This window comes from Janthinobacterium agaricidamnosum, assembly GCF_003667705.1.
Classification (GTDB): Bacteria; Pseudomonadota; Gammaproteobacteria; order Burkholderiales; family Burkholderiaceae_D; genus Janthinobacterium.
Genome location: NZ_CP033019.1, coordinates 1,807,622 through 1,831,529, shown reverse-complemented (window position 1 = coordinate 1,831,529; position 23,908 = coordinate 1,807,622). Strand labels below are relative to the sequence as shown.

23 protein-coding genes are annotated in these 23,908 nt (G+C 61.1%); 4 read left to right on the top strand and 19 right to left on the bottom strand.

The features are described 5' to 3' along the window. Positions 1-2 precede the first annotated feature (2 nt). Genes D9M09_RS08395 through D9M09_RS08370 form a run of 6 tightly spaced genes read right to left on the bottom strand, consistent with a single transcriptional unit; the run spans position 3 to position 3,930 of the window. A complete protein-coding gene (locus tag D9M09_RS08395) occupies positions 3-431 on the bottom strand; it encodes an XRE family transcriptional regulator (RefSeq protein ID WP_070290781.1) in 429 nt (142 codons plus the stop codon). A gap of 21 nt (positions 432-452) precedes the next feature. After that, entirely contained in the window at positions 453-854 is a 402-nt protein-coding gene (locus D9M09_RS08390; protein ID WP_121669038.1) for a type II toxin-antitoxin system RelE/ParE family toxin, read from the bottom strand. A gap of 58 nt (positions 855-912) precedes the next feature. Next, on the bottom strand, positions 913-1,641 hold the full coding sequence (locus tag D9M09_RS08385) for a LytR/AlgR family response regulator transcription factor (protein ID WP_121669037.1): 729 nt from the start codon (positions 1,639-1,641) through the stop codon (positions 913-915). A gap of 11 nt (positions 1,642-1,652) precedes the next feature. Next, positions 1,653-2,729 (bottom strand): sensor histidine kinase, encoded by a 1,077-nt coding sequence (locus tag D9M09_RS08380; protein WP_121669036.1) that lies wholly within the window; start codon positions 2,727-2,729, stop codon positions 1,653-1,655. Positions 2,730-2,735: 6 nt separating this feature from the next. Further along, positions 2,736-3,557, bottom strand: a complete 822-nt coding sequence (locus tag D9M09_RS08375; protein ID WP_121669035.1) for a LiaI-LiaF-like domain-containing protein — start codon at positions 3,555-3,557, stop codon at positions 2,736-2,738. Beyond that, a complete protein-coding gene (locus tag D9M09_RS08370) occupies positions 3,547-3,930 on the bottom strand; it encodes a LiaF transmembrane domain-containing protein (RefSeq protein ID WP_070290776.1) in 384 nt (127 codons plus the stop codon). Before D9M09_RS08370 ends, D9M09_RS08375 begins: the two co-directional genes overlap by 11 nt. A gap of 19 nt (positions 3,931-3,949) precedes the next feature. On the opposite strand from D9M09_RS08370, the gene D9M09_RS28865 reads away from it, so the two are divergent. Further along, complete coding sequence (locus D9M09_RS28865) at positions 3,950-4,195, top strand: hypothetical protein (RefSeq protein ID WP_162995518.1); 246 nt, start codon at positions 3,950-3,952, stop codon at positions 4,193-4,195. 128 nt (positions 4,196-4,323) lie between these two features. Here D9M09_RS28865 and D9M09_RS08365 read toward each other — a convergent pair whose 3' ends face one another. The 10 genes from D9M09_RS08365 to pstS form a co-directional block, all read right to left on the bottom strand. Beyond that, a complete protein-coding gene (locus D9M09_RS08365) occupies positions 4,324-5,238 on the bottom strand; it encodes an NAD-dependent epimerase/dehydratase family protein (RefSeq protein ID WP_121669034.1) in 915 nt (304 codons plus the stop codon). Between the two features lie 228 nt (positions 5,239-5,466). After that, on the bottom strand, positions 5,467-7,413 hold the full coding sequence (locus D9M09_RS08360; protein WP_121669033.1) for a UvrD-helicase domain-containing protein: 1,947 nt from the start codon (positions 7,411-7,413) through the stop codon (positions 5,467-5,469). A gap of 33 nt (positions 7,414-7,446) precedes the next feature. Further along, entirely contained in the window at positions 7,447-8,643 is a 1,197-nt protein-coding gene (gene senA / locus D9M09_RS08355; protein WP_240453589.1) for a selenoneine synthase SenA, read from the bottom strand. 76 nt (positions 8,644-8,719) lie between these two features. Continuing rightward, positions 8,720-10,036 (bottom strand): phosphate regulon sensor histidine kinase PhoR, encoded by a 1,317-nt coding sequence (gene phoR / locus D9M09_RS08350; protein ID WP_070290773.1) that lies wholly within the window; start codon positions 10,034-10,036, stop codon positions 8,720-8,722. A gap of 11 nt (positions 10,037-10,047) precedes the next feature. Then, positions 10,048-10,737, bottom strand: a complete 690-nt coding sequence (locus tag D9M09_RS08345) for a response regulator (protein WP_034755074.1) — start codon at positions 10,735-10,737, stop codon at positions 10,048-10,050. A 5-nt stretch (positions 10,738-10,742) separates the two neighbouring features. Continuing rightward, complete coding sequence (gene phoU, locus D9M09_RS08340; protein WP_070218051.1) at positions 10,743-11,453, bottom strand: phosphate signaling complex protein PhoU; 711 nt, start codon at positions 11,451-11,453, stop codon at positions 10,743-10,745. A 48-nt stretch (positions 11,454-11,501) separates the two neighbouring features. Continuing rightward, positions 11,502-12,284, bottom strand: a complete 783-nt coding sequence (gene pstB, locus D9M09_RS08335; protein WP_430886690.1) for a phosphate ABC transporter ATP-binding protein PstB — start codon at positions 12,282-12,284, stop codon at positions 11,502-11,504. A 38-nt stretch (positions 12,285-12,322) separates the two neighbouring features. Next, entirely contained in the window at positions 12,323-13,219 is an 897-nt protein-coding gene (gene pstA, locus D9M09_RS08330; RefSeq protein ID WP_070218049.1) for a phosphate ABC transporter permease PstA, read from the bottom strand. Then, a complete protein-coding gene (gene pstC, locus D9M09_RS08325) occupies positions 13,216-14,187 on the bottom strand; it encodes a phosphate ABC transporter permease subunit PstC (protein ID WP_227742171.1) in 972 nt (323 codons plus the stop codon). The genes pstA and pstC overlap by 4 nt, the downstream gene beginning before the upstream one ends. A gap of 344 nt (positions 14,188-14,531) precedes the next feature. Next, a complete protein-coding gene (gene pstS, locus D9M09_RS08320) occupies positions 14,532-15,581 on the bottom strand; it encodes a phosphate ABC transporter substrate-binding protein PstS (protein WP_070218044.1) in 1,050 nt (349 codons plus the stop codon). A 282-nt stretch (positions 15,582-15,863) separates the two neighbouring features. Between pstS and ppk1 the strand changes: the two genes are divergently transcribed. Both ppk1 and sixA read left to right on the top strand, forming a co-directional pair. Beyond that, a complete protein-coding gene (gene ppk1 / locus D9M09_RS08315; protein WP_070218042.1) occupies positions 15,864-17,957 on the top strand; it encodes a polyphosphate kinase 1 in 2,094 nt (697 codons plus the stop codon). Between the two features lie 25 nt (positions 17,958-17,982). Beyond that, positions 17,983-18,441, top strand: a complete 459-nt coding sequence (gene sixA, locus D9M09_RS08310) for a phosphohistidine phosphatase SixA (protein ID WP_070290771.1) — start codon at positions 17,983-17,985, stop codon at positions 18,439-18,441. A gap of 312 nt (positions 18,442-18,753) precedes the next feature. Here sixA and D9M09_RS29310 read toward each other — a convergent pair whose 3' ends face one another. Next, positions 18,754-19,032, bottom strand: a complete 279-nt coding sequence (locus D9M09_RS29310) for a hypothetical protein (RefSeq protein ID WP_205602337.1) — start codon at positions 19,030-19,032, stop codon at positions 18,754-18,756. A 597-nt stretch (positions 19,033-19,629) separates the two neighbouring features. Between D9M09_RS29310 and D9M09_RS29895 the strand changes: the two genes are divergently transcribed. Then, positions 19,630-19,758 (top strand): hypothetical protein, encoded by a 129-nt coding sequence (locus tag D9M09_RS29895; protein ID WP_256267160.1) that lies wholly within the window; start codon positions 19,630-19,632, stop codon positions 19,756-19,758. Between the two features lie 96 nt (positions 19,759-19,854). Here D9M09_RS29895 and D9M09_RS08265 read toward each other — a convergent pair whose 3' ends face one another. Both D9M09_RS08265 and clpB read right to left on the bottom strand, forming a co-directional pair. Then, entirely contained in the window at positions 19,855-20,976 is a 1,122-nt protein-coding gene (locus tag D9M09_RS08265; RefSeq protein ID WP_121669031.1) for a polyamine ABC transporter substrate-binding protein, read from the bottom strand. Positions 20,977-21,300: 324 nt separating this feature from the next. Then, positions 21,301-23,907, bottom strand: a complete 2,607-nt coding sequence (clpB, locus tag D9M09_RS08260; protein WP_070221393.1) for an ATP-dependent chaperone ClpB — start codon at positions 23,905-23,907, stop codon at positions 21,301-21,303. Position 23,908: the final 1 nt, after the last annotated feature.

Genomic DNA, 23,908 nt, shown 5'->3' with positions numbered 1-23,908 from the left:
CTTCAGGTGTTGCCAGCCCGCTTGCGCGGCACACTGGCCTTCCGCTTTCGGGGGGGCGTCGCAGACTCAGCAAGTGCGCTGTCATGGACATCGGCATCAACTTCCTGGCTACGCAGAAAATTCTGCAGTTCGATACGAACGCCGTTTTGCGCGACGACCGACAATTCCAATGTCATGCCCAGCGATTGCAGGAAGCGGCGCAAGGTCGAGACATAGGTGTCGGTACGCTTTTCCAGCTGGGAAACGGCATGCTGTTGAATCCCCAGTTCCCTGGCAACCTCCGCCTGGGTCTTGCCCACGGCCTTGCGGAAATCCGTCAGCGTGGCGGCATGCGCTATCATTTCCTGCATTTTTTCCTGGGACAGAGCCGCAATTTTTGCCTGACGCTCGGCCGGCAAACTGTGGATCACGTCGTTCAGATTTCTTCCCATGGCAAGCTCCTGTTCCTGAAATCATCTCCTGCCTTTGCCCTGCCTTGCTTTCGCCGTGGTCAGGTTTTTGAGGTGTTGCTCGTAGCGCGCATTTGCCTTGAACAACAAATCCCTGTAAAACCTGTCCTCGTCGACACCCTGCTTGGCTGCCGCAACCAGAATCACCGCTTCTCGCCGGGTATCGAAAGCAAAGACCGCACGCCACACCTCTGCCCCGTTATTGGCCTTGAAACGCAGCTCTTTCATATTCGGGTGTTTAGGATTTTTCAACGTCCCGACATGAGGACGCCCGGCAGCCGGACCCAGCTTCGACAGTGCATCGGCACTCGCCAGCAATTCATCCTGGACATCTATCGGCAGAGCATCGAATTCCGCATCGAAGTCATCGTGAAACGTGACCGGCCAAGTCTTCGGCGCATTCAATTATCATCTCCTGATGATATCACGCATAGATGATTAAGCATCTATGCCATAGAAAATGCTAGCCCACCAATAATCTGAGTTTCTGATACCCCGCCTTGCTCACGGGTATCCTCGTCTCGTCGCGCAAGATGGCCACGTGGCTGTCTTTCGTCGCCGCCTCGATGCGGCGGATGCCGTCGATATTGAGCAGGTACGAGCGGTGCACGCGCAGGAACTTGGCGGGATCGAGCTGGGTTTCCAGCTCCGCCAAGGTTTGGCTTTTCAGGTAGGACTTGCCCTCGGAACGGATGCTGATGTAGTCGTCTTGCGCCTCGATGTAATCGATCCGGGCACTGGCGATGACGTGGACCTTGGCCCCGTCGCGGATCAGCACGCGGTCCAGGGGCGCGGCGCGCGTGGCCGCCTCGCGCGCCAGCGTTTGCACAGTGTCCGGCGTGCTGCGGTTGGCGCGCGCATGGGCCAGCGCCTGGTCGAAGCGCTGTTCGCTGAACGGTTTCAGCAGATAATCGAGCGCATGGCATTCGAACGCCTTCAAGGCGTACTGGTCGTAGGCCGTGACAAAGATCAGCTTAGTCTTTGCGCCGATCAGCTCGGCCACTTCAAAACCGTCCAGGCGCGGCATCTGGATGTCGAGGAACACCAGTTCCGGTTCCAGTTCCGCGATGGCCTTGACGGCGTCGAAGCCGTTGGCGCACTCGGCCACGATGTCGATATCGTCGTGGCGCGCCAGGTATTCGCGCAACACGCTGCGCGCCAGTAATTCATCATCGACGATGGCCACCCGCATTCTTGCCTGCATCATGCTTCCTCCGTGCCGCCGGTCTGCGCCGGCATCGATAAGGATACTTCAAACGTCGCGCCGTGCCGCGCCCAGTGCACGCCGGCCTTGTGGCCATACGCGCCGGCCAGGCGCTGGCGCACATTTTCCAGGCCCACGCCATTACCGCGCGCTGGCCCCTGATCCGCATCAACAGGATTGCGCACGGCAATCTGCAACAGGCTGCCCACGCGCCGGACTTCGATGGCGATCAGGCCGCCCTCCGTCAAGCCGCAGATGCCGTGCTTGACGGCATTTTCCACCAGCGGCTGTATCAGCATGGGCGGCAGCAAACAGGCCAGCACGGCAGTGTCGATGCTTTCCGCCACTTGCAGGCGCGTGCCAAAACGCACTTGCTCGATGGCGAGAAAGTGGCGGATCAGCACCAGTTCCTCTTGCACGGTGATGTGCTTGTGCGCTTCCAGACTCAGGCTCTGGCGAAAGAAACTGGCCAGCTGCACCGTCATCTGGCGCGCGCCCGCCGCATCGATAGACGTCAGGGCGCTGATGGAGTTCAGGCTGTTGAACAGGAAATGCGGATCGATTTGCGTGCGCAGCATGCGCAGTTGTGCTTCCTGCGCCATCAGCTGCGCTTCCAGGCCCCGTTGCTCGGCCATGCTGGCGCGCACGAATTCGAGCAGCAGATAATGCACGGCGGCGGCCAGGCAATACAGCAGCGCGCCCAGGCCGAAGAACAGGGCCAGCAGCGACTGCGTCAGGTCCACGCCCAGCCAGCGCACGTCCGGCAACAGGCTGACGCTGTTCAGAAATTGCAGCAGGGTTGCCCACAGCAAGCCCGCGAACAGCGCCGCCACGCCCATCACGCCGGCAATGGCGAGCGGATGGCGCGCGTGCAAGGGGTAGGCGCGGCACAGGTAAAACGCGGAAAAGCCGGAACCGATCGCATACACGAGCGTGGCGGGCACCACCAGCAGGACGGCATTGAGCCAAGGCGCGTGCGCCACCCTGGCCAGGAGGGAGGCCAGGGCCAGGCCCAGCGCGATGCACACCAGGAACACCACCACGGCGCCGCGCCGCTTCGACAAGGGTCCGGACATGCGCGCCTAGTTGCGGATTTCCAGGCCGCCCATGATGGCGTAACCCGTCACGTACAGGCGCTTGTTCTGGTTCGGCGGCACGATGGTCTTTTCTTCGAAGCCGCCAAGGATGGGCGTGCCTTGCAGCACGACGCTCCAGTCGGGCGGAATCTTGATGGTGACGCCGCCGCACAGGGCAAACACGTTGAGCACGGCTTCGCCGTCGATCGATGCCTGGCGCAAGTCGATTTCGCAGCCGGCCATGATGACGTTGATATCGCCGCCCCTGAAGCGCTGCGACGACACGCGCCGCACGTAGCCGCCGAGGATGGCCGTCACTTCGATGATGCTGTCGTCGTCGGCCTGGCCGCCCGTGCCGGGTGCTGCAGCGGCATCGGCATCGGCGGGTTCCTTGTCGAGCGACACGGCGCCATTCCTGGGCTGGACGAAGGCGTCAGGCGCAGCGCTGCCATCGGGCGGCGCGGCAAAATGCCGGCGGCGCTGCCGCTGCTGTGCGCCGGGCAAGGATTTCGACACCACGGCCACGCCGGCGGCGATGATGAGCAGCGGCCACAGCATGCTCCAGTTGATATAAAACAAGCCCATGGCTTTCAGGGTCCAGCTCAAGCCCAGCAAGACCATCACGCCGCCGAGTATGTAGCCGGAGCGGTTATGGCTTTGCGATATTTTCAGCAAGCCGAAAATGATCAGGATGGTGGGCCAGAAACGGAAGGTGTAGCGCACGTTGATGAAGCCCAGGTTGTCGAGCAGGAACAGCAGCCCCAGGCCGATGACGATGACGCCCAGCACGATCTGCGATGGCGAGTGCAGCGGCGGTCTATTTTTCATGCTCGGACTCCCGATAGGCAATAAAGTGTTTGTTCAGCAGCGGTTCCAGCACGAGGCCCACGCCCCAGGCGATCAGCAAGGCTGGCCAGCTATTGTAGAAATTCAAGTTCCACAGTTCTTCATACGACACATACCACCAGGCGGCGAAGAAGATCAGCCACAAGCCGCTCAATACCTGCTTGGCGGACACGGGCGTGAGCAGCTTGTTAAGGCCGAAGACGACCAGTATCAGCGGCCAATAATGCCATAGTGCATAGTAATCATGGAGATGGATCACATCGAGCCGGTCCAGCAGGATGACGGCGCCGATGGCGATCAGCAGCACGCCCCACAGCAGCTGGGTACGGCGGTAATAAGCGGGTTCAGGTTTCACGGTCGCCCCTTGAAGTGAATTGATCGTAAAGATACGCGGATTTCGGCCGCGCGAAAACAGCGCTTCGGCGAATGGCGGACGGGCAGCGGTGAATGGCGCGGCGGCGGGAATAACGGGCAAAAAACAGGCAAAAAAAAGACCGGCTAGGGCCGGCCTTGAAGGGGTTCGCAGTTCACACCGCGACCTGGAGTTGCAGTGCATGGCTGCCTGGCGCAAGCGCGCCGGCAGCGGAAATCTGGTGCCGATCCTTGAGGCGACCGGCTGACCTGCTGGAAGATCGAACATGCCGCCAACTTCACGGCAGTGCGTCTCAACCAAGCAAAGGCATCATACTCCCGATCGGGCAAAAGCACCGTTCGCTAGCGCACACAGATGCGGATTTGCTGAGCTGCATCAAGCAGTCGTGGCGCGCGGCGAACGCAGCATGTCGTTCCCGATCCATGCCAGCACGGACGGTCCCTGCGGCTGCCAGCCCAGCAGCTTGCGCGCCCGCTCGCCGCGCACGCGGCTGTTGGAGCCGAGGCCGTAGGAAGCCATCTCGTAACCCCATTCGGCAATCGCTTCCGGCAGCGGCCAGTCCTGCGCAGGTCCCAGGTCCAGTGCCTGGGCGATGGCGGCCGTCATGTCGCGGAAAGCCGCTTCGCCCGACTCGACAAAGTAAAAGGTGCCGGCCGGCGAGTTTTCCAGCGCCAGCAAATACAGGCTGACGACATCGTCGATATGCACGTTGGACCAGATGTTGCGGCCCGGCCCCACGTGGCGCACGATGCCGCTCTTGCGCGCCTGCTTGAGCAAACGGGGCAGCTGCACGCTGTCGCGCGGCAAGGCACCATGGCCGTAGATCAGGGTGTTGCACAACACGCTGGCGCGCACGCCCTGGCCTGCGCTGGCCAGCACCAGCTCATCGATGGCGACCCGTCCCGCCTTGTCGGCCGTGGGCGCCGGCAGCTTGTCTTCATAATAGATCTGTTCCGTGCCCTCGCCGCCCGACGCGTCGCCCACGATGGACGAGCCGCTGGTGTGGAGGAAAGGCTTGTTGCTGCCGGCCAGCGCTTCAATGATGGTTTCCACGGCGCCCCGGTGGTCGCTGCTGGCCGCATTGATGACGGCGTCCGCCGCCCTCGCCTGTTCGATGATCAGCTCGCGGTCGTTCAAGGTACCGACGATACCCTGCACGCCGATAGTGGCCAGCTCGGCCACCTGCTCCGGCTTGCGCACGAGGCCCGTGACCTGATGGCCGGCGCGCACGAGGCCCGCCGCGATGGAACTGCCGATGAAACCTGCCGCACCTGTCAAAAATACTTTCATACCGTGGACGCCAAACAAAACCTACTGCGCGTCGCGCTTTGCGGCCTGCGATGCTCACCGTGCTCCAGCACGGTTGCGCTTCTTAGCCACAAATCATCGCCGCTCGCTACGGTTTTGTTAGGCGTCGTTCCTCCTTGGTTAGCTTTGTTAATTCAGATCAAAAGCGATCACATGAACAAAGTATGCGCGCTTTCGTCTTTCGCAAAAAGCGGCCGCGCGGCAAAAGATTTATGCCTTGGACGCAACAGTCTTGTTTTTCAGCTGCAGGGCGGCGATGTAGCGGCTCCGGTAGGCGGGGTCTTCCGGCGTCAGCAAGCTGAGCCTGTCGCGTGCGCGCGTGGCGGCCACATAAAAACGGTTCTCTTCTTCCAGCGGATCAGTCTTGCTGCGCGGGAATTCGTCGACGGCCAGGTAAGGCAGGATCACGTGGTTGTATTCGAGGCCCTTGATCTGGTCGATGCAGGCGATGACCAGCTTGGCCTTGCCAGTCGAGACCGTCACGGCGTCTTCCATCTCGCCCAGCCAGCCGGCGAAGCCGCCCAGCGCCACGCCCGCTTCGCGGCACACGGCGATAAAGCCATGCAGGGAACGGGCCACGACCCGCGCCTGGGCAGGGTCGACATAGATGCGGCGCGCCGTCTGTTCCAGCTGCATCAGGCCAAAGATGTGCTGCAGCGCGTCGCCGGCCAGGGCATCGGGGGGCAAGGCGCGCAGGTAATCGACGGCGGCCAGGGTCAGCGCCGCCTTGTCCTGGTTCTGCGACTTGGCCAGCTGGTTCGTCAAGAAACCTTCCAGCAAGTCGGGATAATTGGCCACGTCGGCCTTGGCTTGCTGCAATTCCGCGCGTGTAAACGGGATTTCCGCGAAGGCCACCAGGGCTTCGAGGATTTCGCCGCGGCGCGGGCCGCTCTTGATCGCGTGCAAATCCTTGCGGGCGATGGCGACCATGCCGCGCAGCATCAGCACTTCCAGGCTCAGCAGATAACTGTTCATGTCCACCAGGCCATACGCGATGCCGCTCTGGAACAGGGCCGTTTCCACGCGGATCGCCTGGTCGCGGTCGCGCAGCAAGATGGCCGTCGTGCCCGCATGTGCGTGTTCGAGCGCGGCGATCAGCTGGGCGCTGCACGCTTGCGGCTGCGCATGGTCATACTCGAGCAGTTCAATGTGGGTGGCGCGCGACAGGGCCGACACGCTGGGCTTGTTTTTCAGCACGCCGACAGCCTGCGCCAGTTGCGGGCCGTAGCGGTAGGACGCCGTCAGCGGCAGGCGCTGCAAGGCGGGAAATTCCTGCTCGAAGCGCTGGCGCAGGAAGCGGTGGTCAGCGCCCGACCACGTGTAGATCACTTGATCCTTGTCGCCGGCGCCGCAGAAAAAGGCGTTGCCGCGGCGTATCAGCATGGTCAGCAGGCGGAACGACGCCTCGTTCAAGTCGTGCAATTCATCGGCCACGATGATCTGGAAGGCCGGCAATTGCTGGCGCAGCGGCTCGTCGCCGTCGAGCATGCGCACGAGGTCGTAGGTGGCGTCGAAGGGCGCGCGGAACTGGATATCGCCCGTGTCGGCGCCGCGCAAGCCTTCATATTCGCGCAGCCACAGATAATGCGTGCGCGACATGCCCAGCATTTCCAGGTTGTCATCGAGCGAGTTGCTCTCGAAGTCGGGATTCTGGAAATCCAGGCGCGCCTTGGTGCGCAATTGCAGTTTCAGGAATTCGGCGATGGCGCCATTCGTCGTGTTGATTTCCAGCGGATAGCGGTGAGCGTATTTCTCGGAGACCACTTCCAGCGCTTCCCAGGCCACGGGGCGCAGCTCTTCATCGCTGCGCATGGAGGCCACCTGCATGTTTTCCAGCTGCAACAGCACCTTGGCGGCAAAGGCGTCGAAGGTGTCGACCGTCAGGCGCTTGACGACACCGAGCGGCACGCCCACTTCCAGCAGGCGCTGGCGCAGGGCCACGCGCGCCGCTTCCGTGAAGACGAGGGCCAGCATGCGTTCGGGCGCGCGGCCCCGGTGCAGGGCTTCGGCCAGGCGCAGGGCCAGGGTCGTCGTCTTGGCCGCGCCGGCATTGGCGTCGATCAAGACCACTTTCTTTTGCGCCGTCTGGATGGCGACCTGCTCCGGCGTGGGCGTGATGCGTTTGGGAATGAACTGCGGGGCGTTATCTGTACTCAAGGGTATCCTGAAATGATGTCTGTTCTCGGCGCGCTACCAGGCGCAGGTGCGCAAGCCGGCAAAGATGTCGCCCCGTTCGGGCGCATGGAAGGCGCGCATGCGGGCCGAATGCAGGCGCGGCGGCGTGGCGAAGGAGGCGCCGCGCAGTACCTGGTGCTGCATGAAATACGGCGCCGAATATTCGCGCCAGGCATCCACCGCAAAGCCCGGATACGGCTCGAACGGCGTCGCCGTCCACTCCCACACCTGGCCCCAGTGAAAGCGCGGGTGGCCGGACAGCGCAGCATACTCCCATTCCGCCTCGGTCGCCAGGCGGCGCCCCGCCCAGGCGCAATAGGCCTGCGCTTCATACAGGTTGATGTGGCGCACGGCTTCGTTCGGCGGCAAGGTCGTGCGCTGCCCGAAACGCATGGTGCGCCACTGCGTCGCTTCGCGCAGCCAGTACAGCGGCGACGAGCGCTCCTGCCGCATCAGCCAGGCGCTGCCGGCCGCGCTCCAGAACTGGCGGTTCTGGTAGCCGCCATCGGCGACGAAGTCGGCAAACTGGGCATTGGATACGGCGCAGGCATCGATGGAAAACGGCGCCACGTGGCAGCTGTGGGGCGGCGATTCATTGTCGAAGGCAAACCCGTTCCCGCGCGGCGAACCCAGTGCGATGGTACCGCCAGGAAAAGCGATCTGGCCCGCTCCGGGCGGCAAAGCCGGGCTGGCGGCCAGGGATTCCGGTGCTTCCAGGCCCAGCCATTGCAGGCCGGCCAGCATTTCCTCGCCACACAAGTCTTCATGGGCCAGGGCCAGCCGGTACGGCGCCAGGGCGCTGTCGACATTGGCTTCGCGCGACAGTTTATCGAGGACCCTGTCGAGTACTTCGTGGCAATACGTTTTGACGGCGCCAGGACTGGGCAGTTCCAGCGTCCAGCGCGCGCGCTGCTGCACCATGTTGGCGTCGAACAAGTCGTCGCCGCGCGTCAGCAGGGAGTTATAAATAGCATCGGCCGGATGGCTGGACGCCGCTTCGCGCAGGATGAACCACTCGGCAAACCAGGCGATCTGCGCCAGTTGCCATAAAGGCGGATTGAGGCGCGGATGACGGGGCAGGCCCGCCACCACGTCCAGGCCGGCAGTGACGTAACAGTCAAACAGGGAAAGGGTGTCCTGGCGCGCGGCCAGCAGCGACTGGGCCAGTTGCTGCGCGCCGGCTTGGCGAAAAGAGGCGTTGATTAAAGTCATAGCCAGATTGTAACGACTTATGCCAACTTTGCACTAGTCGCACGGGAAACAGGCAGGGGATGCTCCCCTCCCCGGCCTACTTGACCAGCAACTCGCTCTGCAGCGGCGTGACGACGGATTTGGGCATGCTGACGATAAAACTGCTGCCCTTGTCGGCCACGGACTGGATGGCCAGGGTACCGCCGTGGCGCAGCAGCACGTGCTTGACGATGGCCAGGCCCAGGCCCGTGCCCTGCGTTTCGCGCGAGCGGCTCTTGTCGACGCGGTAGAAACGTTCCGTCAGGCGCGAAATATGTTCCTGGCTGATGCCGATGCCCGTGTCTTGCGCGATGAATTGCGGTCCGGCCGGGCCATCCTGCCAGCGCAGGGTGATGGTGCCGCCGGCCGGCGTGTAGCGCACGGCGTTCGAGGCCAGGTTGCCGAAGGCGCTGTACAGTTCGTCGTAGCTGCCCAGCACGTCGGGGCCGTCGCATTCCATGGTCACTTCATGCTTTCCGGCCGACAAGCCCTTGGCGTCGCGCAAGACTTGCTGCATGAGCTTTTTGATGTCCACGGGCTCGGGGCGCAGCGGATAGTCGACCGATTCCAGGCGCGACAGGGTCAGCATGTCCTCGATCAGATGCTGCATGCGGTGACCCTGCTCCGTCATCAGCTTGAGGTGGGCGGCGCGCGTGGCGGCATCCAGGTCCAGCTCGGCGGAAGCGATTTCCAGGAAGCCGACGATGACCGTCAGCGGCGTGCGCAATTCGTGCGAAGCGTTGGCGATGAAGTCGCGGCGCATCATTTCGATGCGTTCCGTCTCCGTCACGTCGTGCGTGACGAGGATCTGGCGGCGGTTCTCGAACGGGATGATTTGCACGATCAGCTTGCGGTTGCGGAAGGTAATCGTCAGCGGCTGGTCGTAGCGGCCCAGGATGATGTAATCCATGAACTCGGGGCTGCGGATCAAATTCGTCACGCGCATGCCCTTGTCGCGCTCGTGCGTGAGGCCCAGGTGTTTCTCGGCGGCAGGATTGCACCATTCGAGGAACAGCACGTCATCCATGATGACTACGCCGTCGGGCAACAGATGCATGGCCTGGCGGAAACGCGCCAGCCATTCCGTCAGCTCGGCCTGGTTTTTCTCGTCATCGCGGCGCATGCGGTACAGGCGCGCGAAGATGCTGGTCCAGGCGCCCCAGCCGTCGGGCAGCTTGGCGCTTTGCGGATTGTCCAGCCAGTTACTCAGCTGGAACAAATACGACAGCTGCACGAAGACCATCATGGCCATCAGCACGAAGGCGATGCCCAGCGCATACGTGGCGCCGAACAGATACCAGACGACGGCCACGCCCAGCAGCGCCAGCACCATGCGCAGGGCGGCCGGTACCCAGAACAGCAATTTCGGATTCATAGAGTGAGGCTTTACTTTTCAGACAACATGTAGCCGACGCTGCGCACGGTCTTGATCAGGCTTTCCGCCTCTTTCAAGGCTTTGCGCAAGCGCAATACGTGGACATCGACCGTGCGTTCCTCGATCACCACATGGTCGCCCCACACCTTGTCGAGCAGCTGGCTGCGCGAAAACACGCGCTCCGGATGGGCCAGCAGGAATTTCAGCAGCTTGTATTCGGCATGGCCGATATCGATCTTCTGTTCATCCATCATCACCGTGCAGCTGACGGGGTCCAGGGCCACGTTGCCGGCGCGCATGGGCGCCTGCGCGTGTTCCGGACTCTTGCGTCGCAACAGGGCCTTGGCGCGGGCCAGCAGCTCGCGCGGCGAGAACGGCTTGGTGACGTAATCGTCGGCCCCGCTGTTCAGTCCGGCCAGCTTGTCTTCTTCCATGCTCTTGGCGGTGAGCATGATGACGGGGATGGCGGCGAAATTGCGGTCGGCGCGGATGCGCGACAGCAGGCGCAAACCCGTCTGGTCCGGCAGCATCCAGTCCAGCAGGATCAGATGCGGCGTGCGGTGCTGGATGAATTCCCAGGCATCGGCGACGTTTTGTACGGAACAGCAATTCCAGCCGGATTCGCGCAGCGAATAGGTCACCAGTTCAACGATGGCCGGCTCATCTTCAACAATCAATACCGTGGTTTTATCAGATGCCATAAAGCTTACTCAGGGAGCTCCTCGGAAATGGCGGGAGCAGCCACCTTGGTGTGGCGGATGTCCTTGCCTTCAACCACGTAAATCACGTATTCGGCGATGTTTTTCGCATGGTCGCCGATCCGTTCGATGGCCTTGGCCACCCACAGGGTATCGAGCGCCGCCGAAATCGTGCGCGGGTCTTCCATCATAAAGGTAATCAGGTTGCGCATGATAGACCGAAACTCATGGTCGATGATGGCGTCTTGTGCAATTAATTGTAATGCCTGCTTGCCATCGTTGCGCGCGAAGGCGTCCAGCGCGTCGTGCAGCATGTCGGTGGCCGTGTTGGCGATGCCGCGCACCATCTCGTAATGGTTGACGACGGCGTTGCCCCGCTTGTGCAAGTTCTTCGCCACGCGGGCGATTTTGGTCGCCTCGTCGCCTACGCGCTCGAGGTCGGTAATCACCTTGATAGTGGCCATGATGGTGCGCAAGTCGTTGGCGGCCGGCTGGCGGCGCACGATCAAATGGCTGCAGGCGTCGTCCAGCGACACTTCCAGCTGGTTGACGACGTCGTCTTCGCGCATCACGCGGTCGGCGCGTTCCGGGTTGCCGATGCGAAAGCATGTCATCGCGTCGAGGAACTGGGTTTCAACGATGCCGCCCATCAGGAGCACTTTCGAGCGGATCGCTTCGAGTTCGTTGTCGTATTGCTTGGATGAATGTTCGCCTATCATGCTGTCTCTCCGTATTCAGTAGTCTTGTATATCGTTATTCTGGGCGGATCAGCCGAAGCGGCCCGTGATGTAATCCTGCGTTTCCTTGCGGGCCGGATTCATGAAAATCTGGTCCGTTTCGCCGAATTCCACCAGCTCGCCCAGATACATATACGCCGTGTAGTCGGAGCAGCGCGCCGCCTGCTGCATATTGTGCGTCACGATGGCGATCGTGTAATCCTGTTTCAGTTCGCTGATCAGCTCTTCCACCTTCGAGGTCGAGATCGGGTCCAGCGCCGAGGTCGGCTCGTCGAGCAGCAAGACGTCCGGTTTCACGGCCACGCCGCGCGCGATGCACAGGCGCTGCTGCTGGCCGCCCGACAGCGACAGGCCGCTCTTGGTCAGCTTGTCCTTGACTTCGCCCCACAGCGCGGCCTTCTTCAGGGCCCACTCGACGCGCTCATCCATTTCACCCTTCGACAGGTCTTCATACAGGCGCACGCCGAAGGCGATGTTGTCGTAGACGGACATGGGGAACGGCGTCGGCTTCTGGAACACCATGCCGACCTTGGCGCGCAGCATGTTGACGTCCTGGTCGGCGTCGAGCACGTTGCGGCCGCGGTACAGGATGGAGCCTTCCGCGCGCTGGCCCGGATACAGGTCGTACATGCGGTTCAGGGTGCGCAGCAGGGGCGACTTGCCGCAACCGGACGGGCCGATGAAGGCCGTGACCTTCTTCTCGTGAATGTCCAGGTTGACGTTATGCAAGCTTTGCGTTTTGCCGTAAAAAAAGTTCAGGCCCGAAATCTCGATGGTTTTTTTCTTTGGTGCCAAGTCTTGGGCTGGATTCATTTGCGTATTCATATGGGTTCGCTTCGCTCGGTATCTGTTTAATGTGGGACTTTTTGGCTGAACACGGTGCGCGACAGGATATTCAGGGCCAGCACGCTGAAGGTGATCAGCAGTGCGCCGCCCCAGGCCAGCGAGCGCCAGTTGTCGTACGGGCTCATTGCAAACGATGCGATGACGGACGGCAAGTTGGCCATCGGCGCATTCATGTTAAAGCTTTGGAACTGGTTATTCAGGGCCGTGAACAGCAGCGGCGCCGTTTCGCCGGCGATGCGGGCCAAGGCCAGCAGTACGCCGGTGATCACGCCAGCTTTTACAGCGCGCAAGCGCACCAGGGTGGCGACCTTCCAGCGCGGCGCGCCCAGGGCAAACGCGGCTTCCAGCAGGCTGTTCGGCACCAGGCGCAGCATATTGTCCGTCGTGCGCACCACCACGGGCACGGCGATCAGGGACAAGGCGATGGCACCGGCGTAACCGGAGAAGTGTTTCACGTGCGCCACGTACAGCGCATACACGAACAGGCCGATGACGATCGATGGCGCCGACAGCATGATGTCGGTGACGAAACGCGTCACTTGCGCCAGCTTGTTTTCTTCGCCGTATTCGGCCAGATAGATGCCGGCCAGGATGCCGATCGGGGTGCTGACGACGGTGGCCAGGCCCACCATCAGGGCGCTGCCGACGATGGCGTTGATCAAGCCGCCGCCTTCGCTGCCGGGAGCCGGCGTCGTTTGCGTGAACAGATCGACGGACAGCGCGCCGAAACCCTTGATCACCAGCGTGAACAAAATCCACACGAGCACGGCCAGGCCCAGGGCCATGGCGGCCACCGACAGGGCGATGCCGACGCGGTGCATCAGCAGGCGCTTGCGGTAGACGGGGTTCATGGCCGGCTTGGCCGGAACGTCGAGGGTGCTAACTTGGCTGAGCTGGCTCATTTCGTGCCTTCCTTGCGGGACATGCCAGCCAGCATCAGCTTGGCGGCGGATAAGACGATAAAGGTGATGACAAACAGGATCAGGGCCAGCGAGAACAGCGACGATACGTGCAGCGCCGATTGCGCTTCGCCGAATTCGTTCGCCAGCAGCGAGGTGATGCTGTTACCGGCGGCAAACAGCGACCACGACAGTTTATTCGCGTTGCCGATGACGAAGGTCACGGCCATGGTCTCGCCCAGCGCGCGGCCCAGGCCCAGCATGACGCCGCCGACGACGCCGGTCTTGGTGTATGGCAAGACGATCTTGCGCACCACTTCCCAGCGCGTGCAGCCCAGACCGTAGGCGGATTCCTTCAGCACGGCAGGGACGATTTCAAACACGTCGCGCATCACGGAAGCGATGAAGGGGATGATCATGATGGCCAGCACCAGACCGGCCGTCAGCAAGCCGATGCCCATCATGGGGCCGCTGAACAGCTGGCCGATGACGGGCACGTTGCCCAGCGTGGCTTTCAGCAGGGGCTGGACGTGGTCGGCGAACAGGGGGGCAAACACGAACAGGCCCCAGATGCCGTAGATGATCGATGGCACGCCGGCCAGCAGCTCGACAGCCGTGCCCAGCGGGCGGCGCAGCCAGGCCGGGCAGATTTCCGTGAGGAACAGGGCGATGCCGAAGCTGACGGGAAAGGCGATCAGCAAGGCGATGACGGACGTCACCAGGGTGCCGATGATGGGGATCAGGGCGCCGTACTGATCATTGACGGGGTCCCATTCCGCGGACACGATGAAATGCAGGCCGAAGGTCTTGAAGGCCGGTATCGATTCCATGATCAGCGAAATGATGATGCCGACCAGGACGATCAGCACCGACAGGGCGAACAGCATCGTCACCTTGTGGAACATGAAATCCTGGAAGCGCTGCTTGCGCATGGTGGAAAGCATTTGCGCGTGACTGATGGAATCGGTCATGGTGCCGCCTGGCAGGGGGATCGTGGAGGAGGTAGATTGTGCGCTCATATTGTGCCAGATGTGGGTGGTACTGCCGGTGCTGCTGTTTTAATACGCCTGTCAAAACCTACTGCGCGTCGGGATTTACGGCCTGCGATGCTCACTGTACCTTTGTACAGTTGCGCTTCTCGACCGCAACTCCCTTCCGCTCGCTACGGTTTTGTCAGGCGTCGTTGCTTTTATTCTTTCAGCTACTTTTATTCTTTTAGCCAGGACCGTCTGCAAGGGCTTGCGGGCGGTCCTGGCTAACTCCCTGCCCCGCTATACTGCCGGCGGGGCAAGGATGAATGACTCAGGCTATGCGATTAGTAGATCGACTTGCCCGATGCATCTTTCAAATTGGCTTTCCACGATTCCTGCACCAGTTTCACGACCGATGCCGGCATCGGCACGTAGTCCAGTTCGACGGCAGCAGGGCCGCCGTTCTTGTAGGCCCAGTCGAAGAATTTCAGGACTTCTTTTGCCTTGGCTGGGTCAGCCTGGACTTTGTGCATCAGGATGAACGACACGCCCGTGATAGGCCAGCTGTTCTTGCCAGCCTGGTCGGTCAGGACCACGCCGAAGCCTGGGGTTTGCGTCCAGGGTGCCGAAGCGGCGGCGGCCTTGAAGTTTTCGTCGTCAGGCTGCAGGAAGTTGCCGTCCTTGTTTTGCAGCTGGGTGTGCGACATCTTGTTTTTCTTGGCGTAAGCCCACTCGACGTAGCCGATCGAACCCTTGATGCGCTGTACGTTGGCGGCGACGCCTTCGTTACCCTTGCCGCCCACGCCGACGGCCCATTTCACGGCCGAGCCAGCGCCGATTTTCGATTTGAATTCCGGGTTGGTTTTCGACAGGAAGTCGGTGAACAGGAACGAGGTGCCCGAACCGTCGGCGCGGTGCACCACGGTGATTTCCGTGTCCGGCAGCTTGACGCCACTGTTCAGTGCGGCGATTTCAGGCGCGCTCCACTTGGTGATCTTGCCCAGGTAGATGTCGCCAACGACTTTACCCGTCATTTTCAGCTGGCCTGGGGTCACGCCGTCCAGGTTGACGATGGTGACCACGCCGCCCATGATGGCCGGGAACTGCATCAGGCCCGCTTCTTCCAGCTCTTCCGCCTTCAAAGGCATGTCCGAAGCGCCGAATTCGACAGTCTTGGCCTTGATTTGCTTGATGCCGGCGCCGGAACCGACGGACTGGTAGTTCAGGCCGTTGCCCGTGTTGGCTTTGTACGTTTCAGCCCATTTGGCGTAGATCGGGTACGGGAAGGTTGCACCAGCACCTGTCATATCTGCCGCCATGACGGAAGCGGAAGAAAATGCCATCGCTGCCGAAGCACCCACGACGATAAATTTGAACATTTGCTTCATTTGCATATCAAGTCCTCAGGGTTGTTAGGGCTCAAAGTCCCGGTTGAATGCTGCGCAGTCTAGCAAGCGAATATGACAGGTTTATGACATGGGCAAAAAATCCTGAAATAATTGGCTACGCCCCGCGAACCGCCCTTTTCGGCGCGAAAAATGACAGGGCGGGCGACGCTTTATGACAGCTTATGTCACGCTTACGTCATATTTCATGATTACACTCACAACGCGTCATACGCGATGAAATACGGATGAAATACGGCTAGAATTAACTATCTGCAAAGACAAAAGAATATGAAACCTGAACTGCACACGGAAGTGACCAAATCGGGCATCCTGCTTGACCGCGAACTGTCGCAACTGACTTTCAACCGGCGCGTGATGGCCCAGGCGGAAGACCCGAACATTCCGCTGCTCGAGCGCCTGCGCTACCTGTGCATCGTCAGCAGCAACATGGATGAGTTCTTCGAAGTGCGCGTGGCCAGTCTGCTGGCGGCCGGCAGCATCGGCGGTTCGCTGGCCGGCCACCCTGCCCTGGCGGCCAATCTGGAGCGCATCGGCAAGGAATGCCATGCGCTGGTGGAACGCCAGTACGAGATATTAAATAGCGAAGTCTTGCCGGCCCTGCGCGAAGCGGGCGTGCATTTGCTGCGCGACAACGACCGCAACGATGCGCAGCGCGCCTGGGTCAAGCAGTATTTCGACCGTGAAGTGCGCCCCCTGCTGACCCCTATCGGCCTGGACCCGGCCCACCCGTTCCCGCAAGTGGTAAATAAAAGCCTCAATTTCATCGTCTCGCTGAGCGGCAAGGATGCGTTCGGCCGCGGCACGGCGATCGCCATCGTCAAGGCGCCCCGTGTCTTGCCGCGCGTAATCAAGCTGCCGGACGACATTTCCGGCGACGGCGTGTCCTTCTGCCTGTTATCGTCTGTCATTCATGCGCATATCTCGGACTTGTTCGCCGGGCGCGAAGTAATTGCCTATTCGCAATTTCGCGTCACGCGCGACAGCGACCTGTGGGTCGATGAAGACGAAGTCAAGAATCTGCGCCAGGCGTTAAAAGGCGAACTCGTGGGGCGCCAGTTCGGCACCTCGGTGCGCCTGGAAGTGGCGCGCAATTGCCCGCCAGAATTGTCACAATTCCTGCTCGACCAGTTTAATCTGGATCAAAGCCGCCTCTACCGCGTCAACGGCCCCGTGAACCTCGTGCGTCTGTCGGAAATGATCGACCACGTCAAACAGCCCGAGCTGCGCTTCCCGCCGTTCTTCCCGGGCCTCGCGCACAAGGCCATCGGCAACGACATCTTTGCCGCACTGACCAAGCATGACATCCTGCTGCACCACCCGTATCAATCGTTCCAGACGGTGATCGACTTCATCCGCAGCGCCGCCTACGATCCGTCCGTCGTCGCCATCAAGCAGACGATCTACCGCACGGGCATGAACTCGGACCTGATGGAGTCCTTGATCACGGCGGCGAAGATGGGCAAAGAGGTAACAGTCATCGTGGAATTGATGGCGCGTTTCGACGAAGAAGCCAATATCAACTGGGCCGACAAGCTGGAACAGGCTGGCGCGCAAGTCGTGTACGGCGTGGTGGGCCTGAAAACCCACGCCAAGGTGGCGCTCGTCATCCGCCGCGAAGAAGGCGCACTGCGCTTCTACGCCCACTTGGGCACCGGCAACTACCACCCCACGACCACCAAGCTGTACACGGATTTCGGCTTGCTGACGGCGAACCAGGACCTGGCCGTGGAAGTCAACGAGGTGTTCATCCACCTGACCAGCCTGACCAAGCCGCACAATCTGAACCATTTGTGGCTGGCGCCGTTCGGCCTGCAAAGCGAAATCATCAAGGCCATCCGCAACGAGGCGAAGATCGCCCGTTCAGGCCGGCGCGGTCGCATCATCGTGAAGGTCAACGCGCTCGTCGATGAATCCGTGATCCGCGCCCTGTATGCGGCCTCGACCGATGGCGTGAAGATCGACCTGATCGTGCGCGGCGCCTGCACCCTGAAGCCGGGCGTACCGGGCTTGTCGGAAAACATCAAGGTGCGCTCCGTGATCGGCCGCTTCCTCGAGCACAGCCGCATTTACTACTTCCGCAACGACCTGGCGCACGATGTCTACCTGGCCAGCGCCGACTGGATGAGCCGTAACCTGTTCCGCAGGGTGGAAGTGGCCTTCCCCGTGCTGGACCGGGCGCTGAAACGGCGCGTGATCGCCGAGGGCTTGAATCCGTATTTGAAGGATAATACCAATGCATGGGAACTGGAGCCGACGGGCCATTATGCGCGCCGCAAGCCGCGCGGCAAGCAGATGCCGTTCAGCGCCCAGCAATACCTGATGCACACACTGGGCACGCCGGGCGCGGAGGTCGGCGAATAGGCAACTCTACACACAGGAGTACAGCATGGATCTCATCTTGTGGCGACACGCAGAAGCCGAGCCGGGCCTCCCCGACCTCGAACGCGCCCTGACCGTCAAAGGCCAGAAACAGGCGCGCCGCATGGGGGAATGGCTGGCCTCGCAACTACCGGAAAATTGCCGCATCCTCGTCAGCCCCGCCCTGCGCACCCTGCAAACGGCGGAGGCGCTGGGGCGCAAGTTCAAGCTGATGCCGGAACTGGCACCGGGCGCCGAGGCGGAAGACATCCTGAAGGCGGCCAACTGGCCCGGCGGCAAGGAAACCGTGCTCATCGTCGGCCACCAACCCACCCTGGGCCAGGCAGCCGCCCTGCTGCTGACGGGCGAAGAGCAGGAATGGGAAATGCGCAAGGCCAGCGCGTGGTGGTTCTCCCAGCGCGAGCCAGGCGACCCCGTCAGCGTCTATTTGAAAGCCGTGATGGCGCATGATCTGGTGGTGAAATAAAATACTAAAACAGGGAAATGCGCAAGGCCAGCGCAGGATGGACAGGTTCTCCCAGCGCGAGCCAGGCGACCCCGTCAGCGTCTATTTGAAGGCCGTGATGGCGCATGATCTGGTGGTGAAATAGTAAAACAGGGAAATGCGCAAGGCCAGCGCAGGATGGACAGGTTCTCCCAGCGCGAGCCAGGCGACCCCGTCAGTGTCTATTTGAAGGCCGTGATGGCGCATGATCTGGTGGTGAAATAGTAAAACAGGGAAATGCGCAAGGCCAGCGCAGGATGGACAGGTTCTCCCAGCCCGAGCCAGGCGACCCCGTCAGCGTCTATTTGAAAGCCGTGATGGCGCATGATCTGGTGGTGAAATAAAATACTGAAGCAGGGAAATGCGCAAGGCCAGCGCAGGATGGGCAGGCTCTCCCAGCGCGAGCCAGGTGACCCTGTCAGCGTCTATCCCAAGGCCGTGATGGCGCATGATCTGGTGGTGAAATAAAATACTAAACAGGGAAATGCGCAAGGCCAGCGCAGGATGGACAGGTTCTCCCAGCGCGAGCCAGGTGACCCTGTCAGCGTCTATTTGAAGGCCGTGATGGCGCATGATCTGGTGGTGAAATAAAATACTGAAACAGAGAAATGCGCAAGGCCAGCGCAGGATGGACAGGTTCTCCCAGCGCGAACCAGGTGACCCCGTCAGCGTCTATTTGAAGGCCGTGATGGCGCATGATCTGGTGGTGAAATAAAATACTGAAACAGAGAAATGCGCAAGGCCAGCGCAGGATGGACAGGTTCTCCCAGCCCGAGCCAGGCGACCCCGTCAGCGTCTATTTGAAAGCCGTGATGGCGCATGATCTGGTGGTGAAATAAAATACTGAAACAGAGAAATGCGCAAGGCCAGCGCAGGATGGACAGGTTCTCCCAGCGCGAACCAGGTGACCCCGTCAGCGTCTATTTGAAAGCCGTGATGGCGCATGATCTGGTCGTGAAATAGGCCACGGGGTCAGACCCGCCGGGTCTGACCTCAGATTGAAATGCGCAAAAAGTGCGCTGGGACAAATACTGGTGGAGTTCACAACTCAGCAGCCTTGTAAAGCGCTGCCGATCTGCTAGAGTTTAATTGCATCAACTACGTGCTGGAGCGCTGCTCCGGCACATTGAGCAACCCAGCGGACGGCCGTCCAACGGCGGCTGAAAGACCATGTTAATCACCTTCCTCGTTTTTCTCTTCATCGCCATCTTCGCCGCCATCATCGGCTTTGTCGCCTTTGAACTGGTCGAAGAAATGCGCGGCAGCCACCATAAGCTGATGGACCGCTATCACGAGTAGCGTTCACCTCGGCACTATCGCATGGCGCCAGCGACGGCCAACAGGCCCGTCCCTCGCGCCATCCTTGTTTTTACGCTCCCGTCTTACGCCCCCGTATTACACTCCCGTCTTGAACTTCGTATAAATGCGCGTCATCAAGCGGCGGATATCGGCCGTGGTCGCTTCCGGGGCCGCCATGCGCTGCTTGTCGGCGTCCGACAGGAAGATGGCCTTGTTCTCGCCGATGTCCTTGCGTACATATTTGATGCTGGCCGGATTCGGATTCGCGTAAAAGACCTTGTTGCTCAGGCTGGCATGCACTTGCGGACGCAGGATGTAGTTGATGAACAGGTGCGCATTGTTCGGATGCGGCGCGTCGGCGGGAATGGCCATGGTGTCGAACATCAGGGCGGCCGTCTTCGGCACCAGCACTTGGATCACATTGCCATTCTTCGCGTCGATGGCGCGCTGGCGCGCGATATTGATGTCCCCCGACCAGCCCAGCGCGACGCAGACGGAACCGTTGGCCATGTCATTGATGTAGCCTGAGGAGCTGAACAAGGTTACGTAGGGGCGGATCGCCTGCAGCACCTTGCCCGCTTCCTGGTAGTCGGCGGCCGTTTTCGAGTACGCGGGCTTGCCCAGGTATTGCAGGGCGGCCGGCAGCACTTCCGACGGCGAGTCGATGAAGGACACGCCGCACGATTTCAGCTTCGATGCATATTTCGGGTCGAAGATCAGGTCCCAGGCATTGTCGGGCATGGGCATGCCGCCCAGCGCGGCCTTGACCTTGTTGACGTTGATGCCCACCGTCGTATAGCCCCACAGCCAGTCGACCAGGTAATCGTTGTTCGGGTCGATCTTCGACAGCTTCGCCTGCAGGTTCGGATCGAGGTTGCCCAGGTTGGTCAGCTTGCTCTTGTCGAGCTTGCGCAGCAGTCCCGCATCGATCTGCAGGCGCGCCCACTGGGCCGTCGGCACGACGATGTCGTAGCCGGACTTGCCTGCCACCAGTTTCGCATTGAGAATTTCGTTATTGTCGAAAACGTCGTAGCGTACCTTGATGCCCGTTTCCTTCTCAAAATTCTTGATCGTATCGTCGCCGATATAGTCCGACCAGTTGTAGATGTTCAGGACCTTCTCTTCCTGGGCCTGCGCTTGGCCAGACAAGGCCAGCACGGCCGCCGCCAAGGTCAGTCCCAGTCCAATGCGCCGTCCTGCTTGCCATGTGTTTGCCATCGTACCGCCTCCGAAAATTAGTCAGAAAATAGTGACGATGATAGCAAGAAGGGCGGCATCAGGTCTAGCCTGATACCGCCCTGCCTGAGGACGTCTAACAAAACCTACTGCGCGTCGCGCTTTGCGGCCTGCGATGCTCACCGTACTAGAGTACGGTTGCGCTTCTCTGCCACAAATCACTGCCGCTCGCTACGGTTTTGTTAGACGTCGCAAATCGTCGCACATCTTCCTCACTGCAAATGCCGTAAAACTGGGGTCAGACCCGACGGGGGAAGCTGCCCCAATGGGGTAGCTTCCAATCCCGCAGGGACTGACCAGCCAACATTACACCTTGTCCAGCCCCACCTGCGCCCCTGTAAACACCAGGTTGCCGTTCTGGGCGTCGATGCGGATCTCGTCTTTCGGGCCGAAGCGGCCTTCGAGGATCAGCTTCGACAGCGGATTTTCGATCTGCTGCTGGATCGCCCGTTTCAAAGGACGGGCGCCATACACCGGGTCGTAGCCCGCTTCGGCGATTTGCTGCAGCGCGGCGTCAGTCAAGCTCAGCTGCATGTCCATGCGCGCCAGGCGTTCTTCGAGGATCTTCAGCTGGATCTTCGCGATCGCGCCGATGTTTTTCTCGTCGAGGCCGTGGAACACGACGATTTCGTCGATGCGGTTGACGAACTCGGGACGGAAGTGCGAGCGTACCTCGGCCATCACGGCCAGCTTCACGACACCGGGATCATCGCTTTCCATCGCCTGGATCTTATGCGAACCCAGGTTCGAGGTCATGATGATGACGGTATTCTTGAAATCCACCGTACGGCCCTGGCCGTCCGTCATGCGTCCGTCGTCGAGCACTTGCAGCAGCACGTTGAAGACGTCGGCATGCGCCTTTTCCACTTCGTCGAGCAGGATCACGCTGTACGGCTTGCGGCGCACGGCTTCCGTCAGGTAGCCGCCTTCGTCGTAGCCCACGTAGCCCGGTGGCGCGCCGATCAGACGGGCCACGGAATGCTTCTCCATGAACTCGCTCATGTCGATGCGGATCATCGATTCCTCCGTATCGAACAGGAAGGTCGCCAGCGCCTTGCTCAGCTCGGTCTTGCCCACGCCCGTCGGTCCCAGGAACATGAAGGAACCGTACGGACGGTTCGGATCGGAGAGGCCGGCGCGCGAGCGGCGGATGGCGTCGGCCACAGCCGTGATCGCTTCATCCTGGCCCACGACGCGCTCATGCAGCTTCTCTTCGATGTGCAGCAGCTTGTCGCGTTCGCCCTGCATCATGCGCGACACGGGAATCCCCGTCGCGCGCGACACCACTTCGGCGATTTCCTCGGCACCCACTTCCGTGCGTAGCAATTTCGGCTGGTCGGGATCGAGTTTCGGGATGCCGCTGTCGGCCTGCTTGAGCTGGGCTTCCAGCTGCGGCAGCTTGCCATACTGCAGCTCCGACACTTTCTGCCAGTTGCTCTCGCGCGTGGCCTGCTCCATCTGCAGCTTGACTTGCTCGATTTCTTCCTTGATGTGCGTACTGCCCTGCACCACGGCCTTTTCCGCCTTCAGGATTTCCTCGAAGTCATTGTATTCGCGCTGCAGCTTGACGATCTCTTCCTCGATCAGGCCCAGGCGGCGCAGCGATGCTTCGTCTTTTTCCTTCTTGACGGCTTCGCGCTCGATTTTCAGCTGGATCAAGCGGCGTTCCAGCTTGTCCATCACTTCCGGCTTCGAATCGATCTCGATCTTGATCTTCGCCGCCGCCTCGTCGATCAGGTCGATGGCCTTATCGGGCAGGAAGCGGTCGGTGATGTAGCGGTGCGACAATTCCGCCGCGGCAATGATGGCCGCGTCCGTGATTTCCACCTTGTGATGCAGCGCGTACTTATCCTGCAAGCCGCGCAGGATGGCGATCGTCGCCTCCACGGTCGGCTCGTCGACGAGCACTTTCTGGAAGCGGCGTTCCAGCGCGGCATCCTTTTCGATGTATTTGCGGTATTCGTCGAGCGTGGTGGCGCCCACGCAGTGCAGCTCGCCGCGCGCCAGTGCCGGTTTGAGCATATTACCGGCATCCATCGCGCCGTCGGCCTTGCCCGCGCCCACCATGGTGTGCATCTCGTCGATGAAGACGATGGTTTGCCCTTCATCCATGGCCAGTTCCTTGAGCACGGACTTCAGGCGCTCTTCGAACTCGCCGCGGAACTTGGCACCGGCAACCAGGGCGGCCATGTCCAGCGCCAGCACGCGCTTGCCTTTCAGCGATTCAGGCACTTCGCCATTGACGATGCGCTGCGCCAGGCCTTCGACGATGGCCGTCTTGCCCACGCCCGGCTCGCCGATCAGCACGGGATTGTTCTTGCTGCGGCGCTGCAGGATCTGGATGGTGCGGCGGATTTCATCGTCGCGGCCGATCACGGGATCGAGCTTGCCCTTGCGCGCCCGCTCCGTCAGGTCCAAGGTGTATTTTTTCAAGGCTTCGCGCTGGCCTTCGGCTTCCTGCGAATCGACCTTGTTGCCGCCGCGTACGGCGTCGATGGCCGCCTCCAGCGCCTTGCGGGTCAGGCCGTTTTCGCGCGCCAGCTTGCCGCAGTCGGACTTGTCGTCCGTCATGGCCAGCAAGACCATTTCGCTGGACACGAACTGGTCGCCCGCCTTCTGCGATTCCTTGTCGGCCAGGTTCAGCAGGGCCACGAATTCGCGGCTGACCTGCACGTCGCCGCCCGTGCCCGAGACCTTCGGCAAGCGTTCGATGGACGCGCCCAGGGCCTTGGACAGGCCGCCCACGTTGACGCCGGCCCGCTGCAACAGCGAGCGGGCGCCGCCGTCGTCCTGGTTCAACAGGGCCGTCAGCAGGTGGACTGGTTCGATATAGGGATTGTCGTTGCCCACGGCCAAGCTTTGCGCGTCGGCCAGGGCTTCCTGTAACTTGGTAGTCAGTTTATCTTGTCGCATG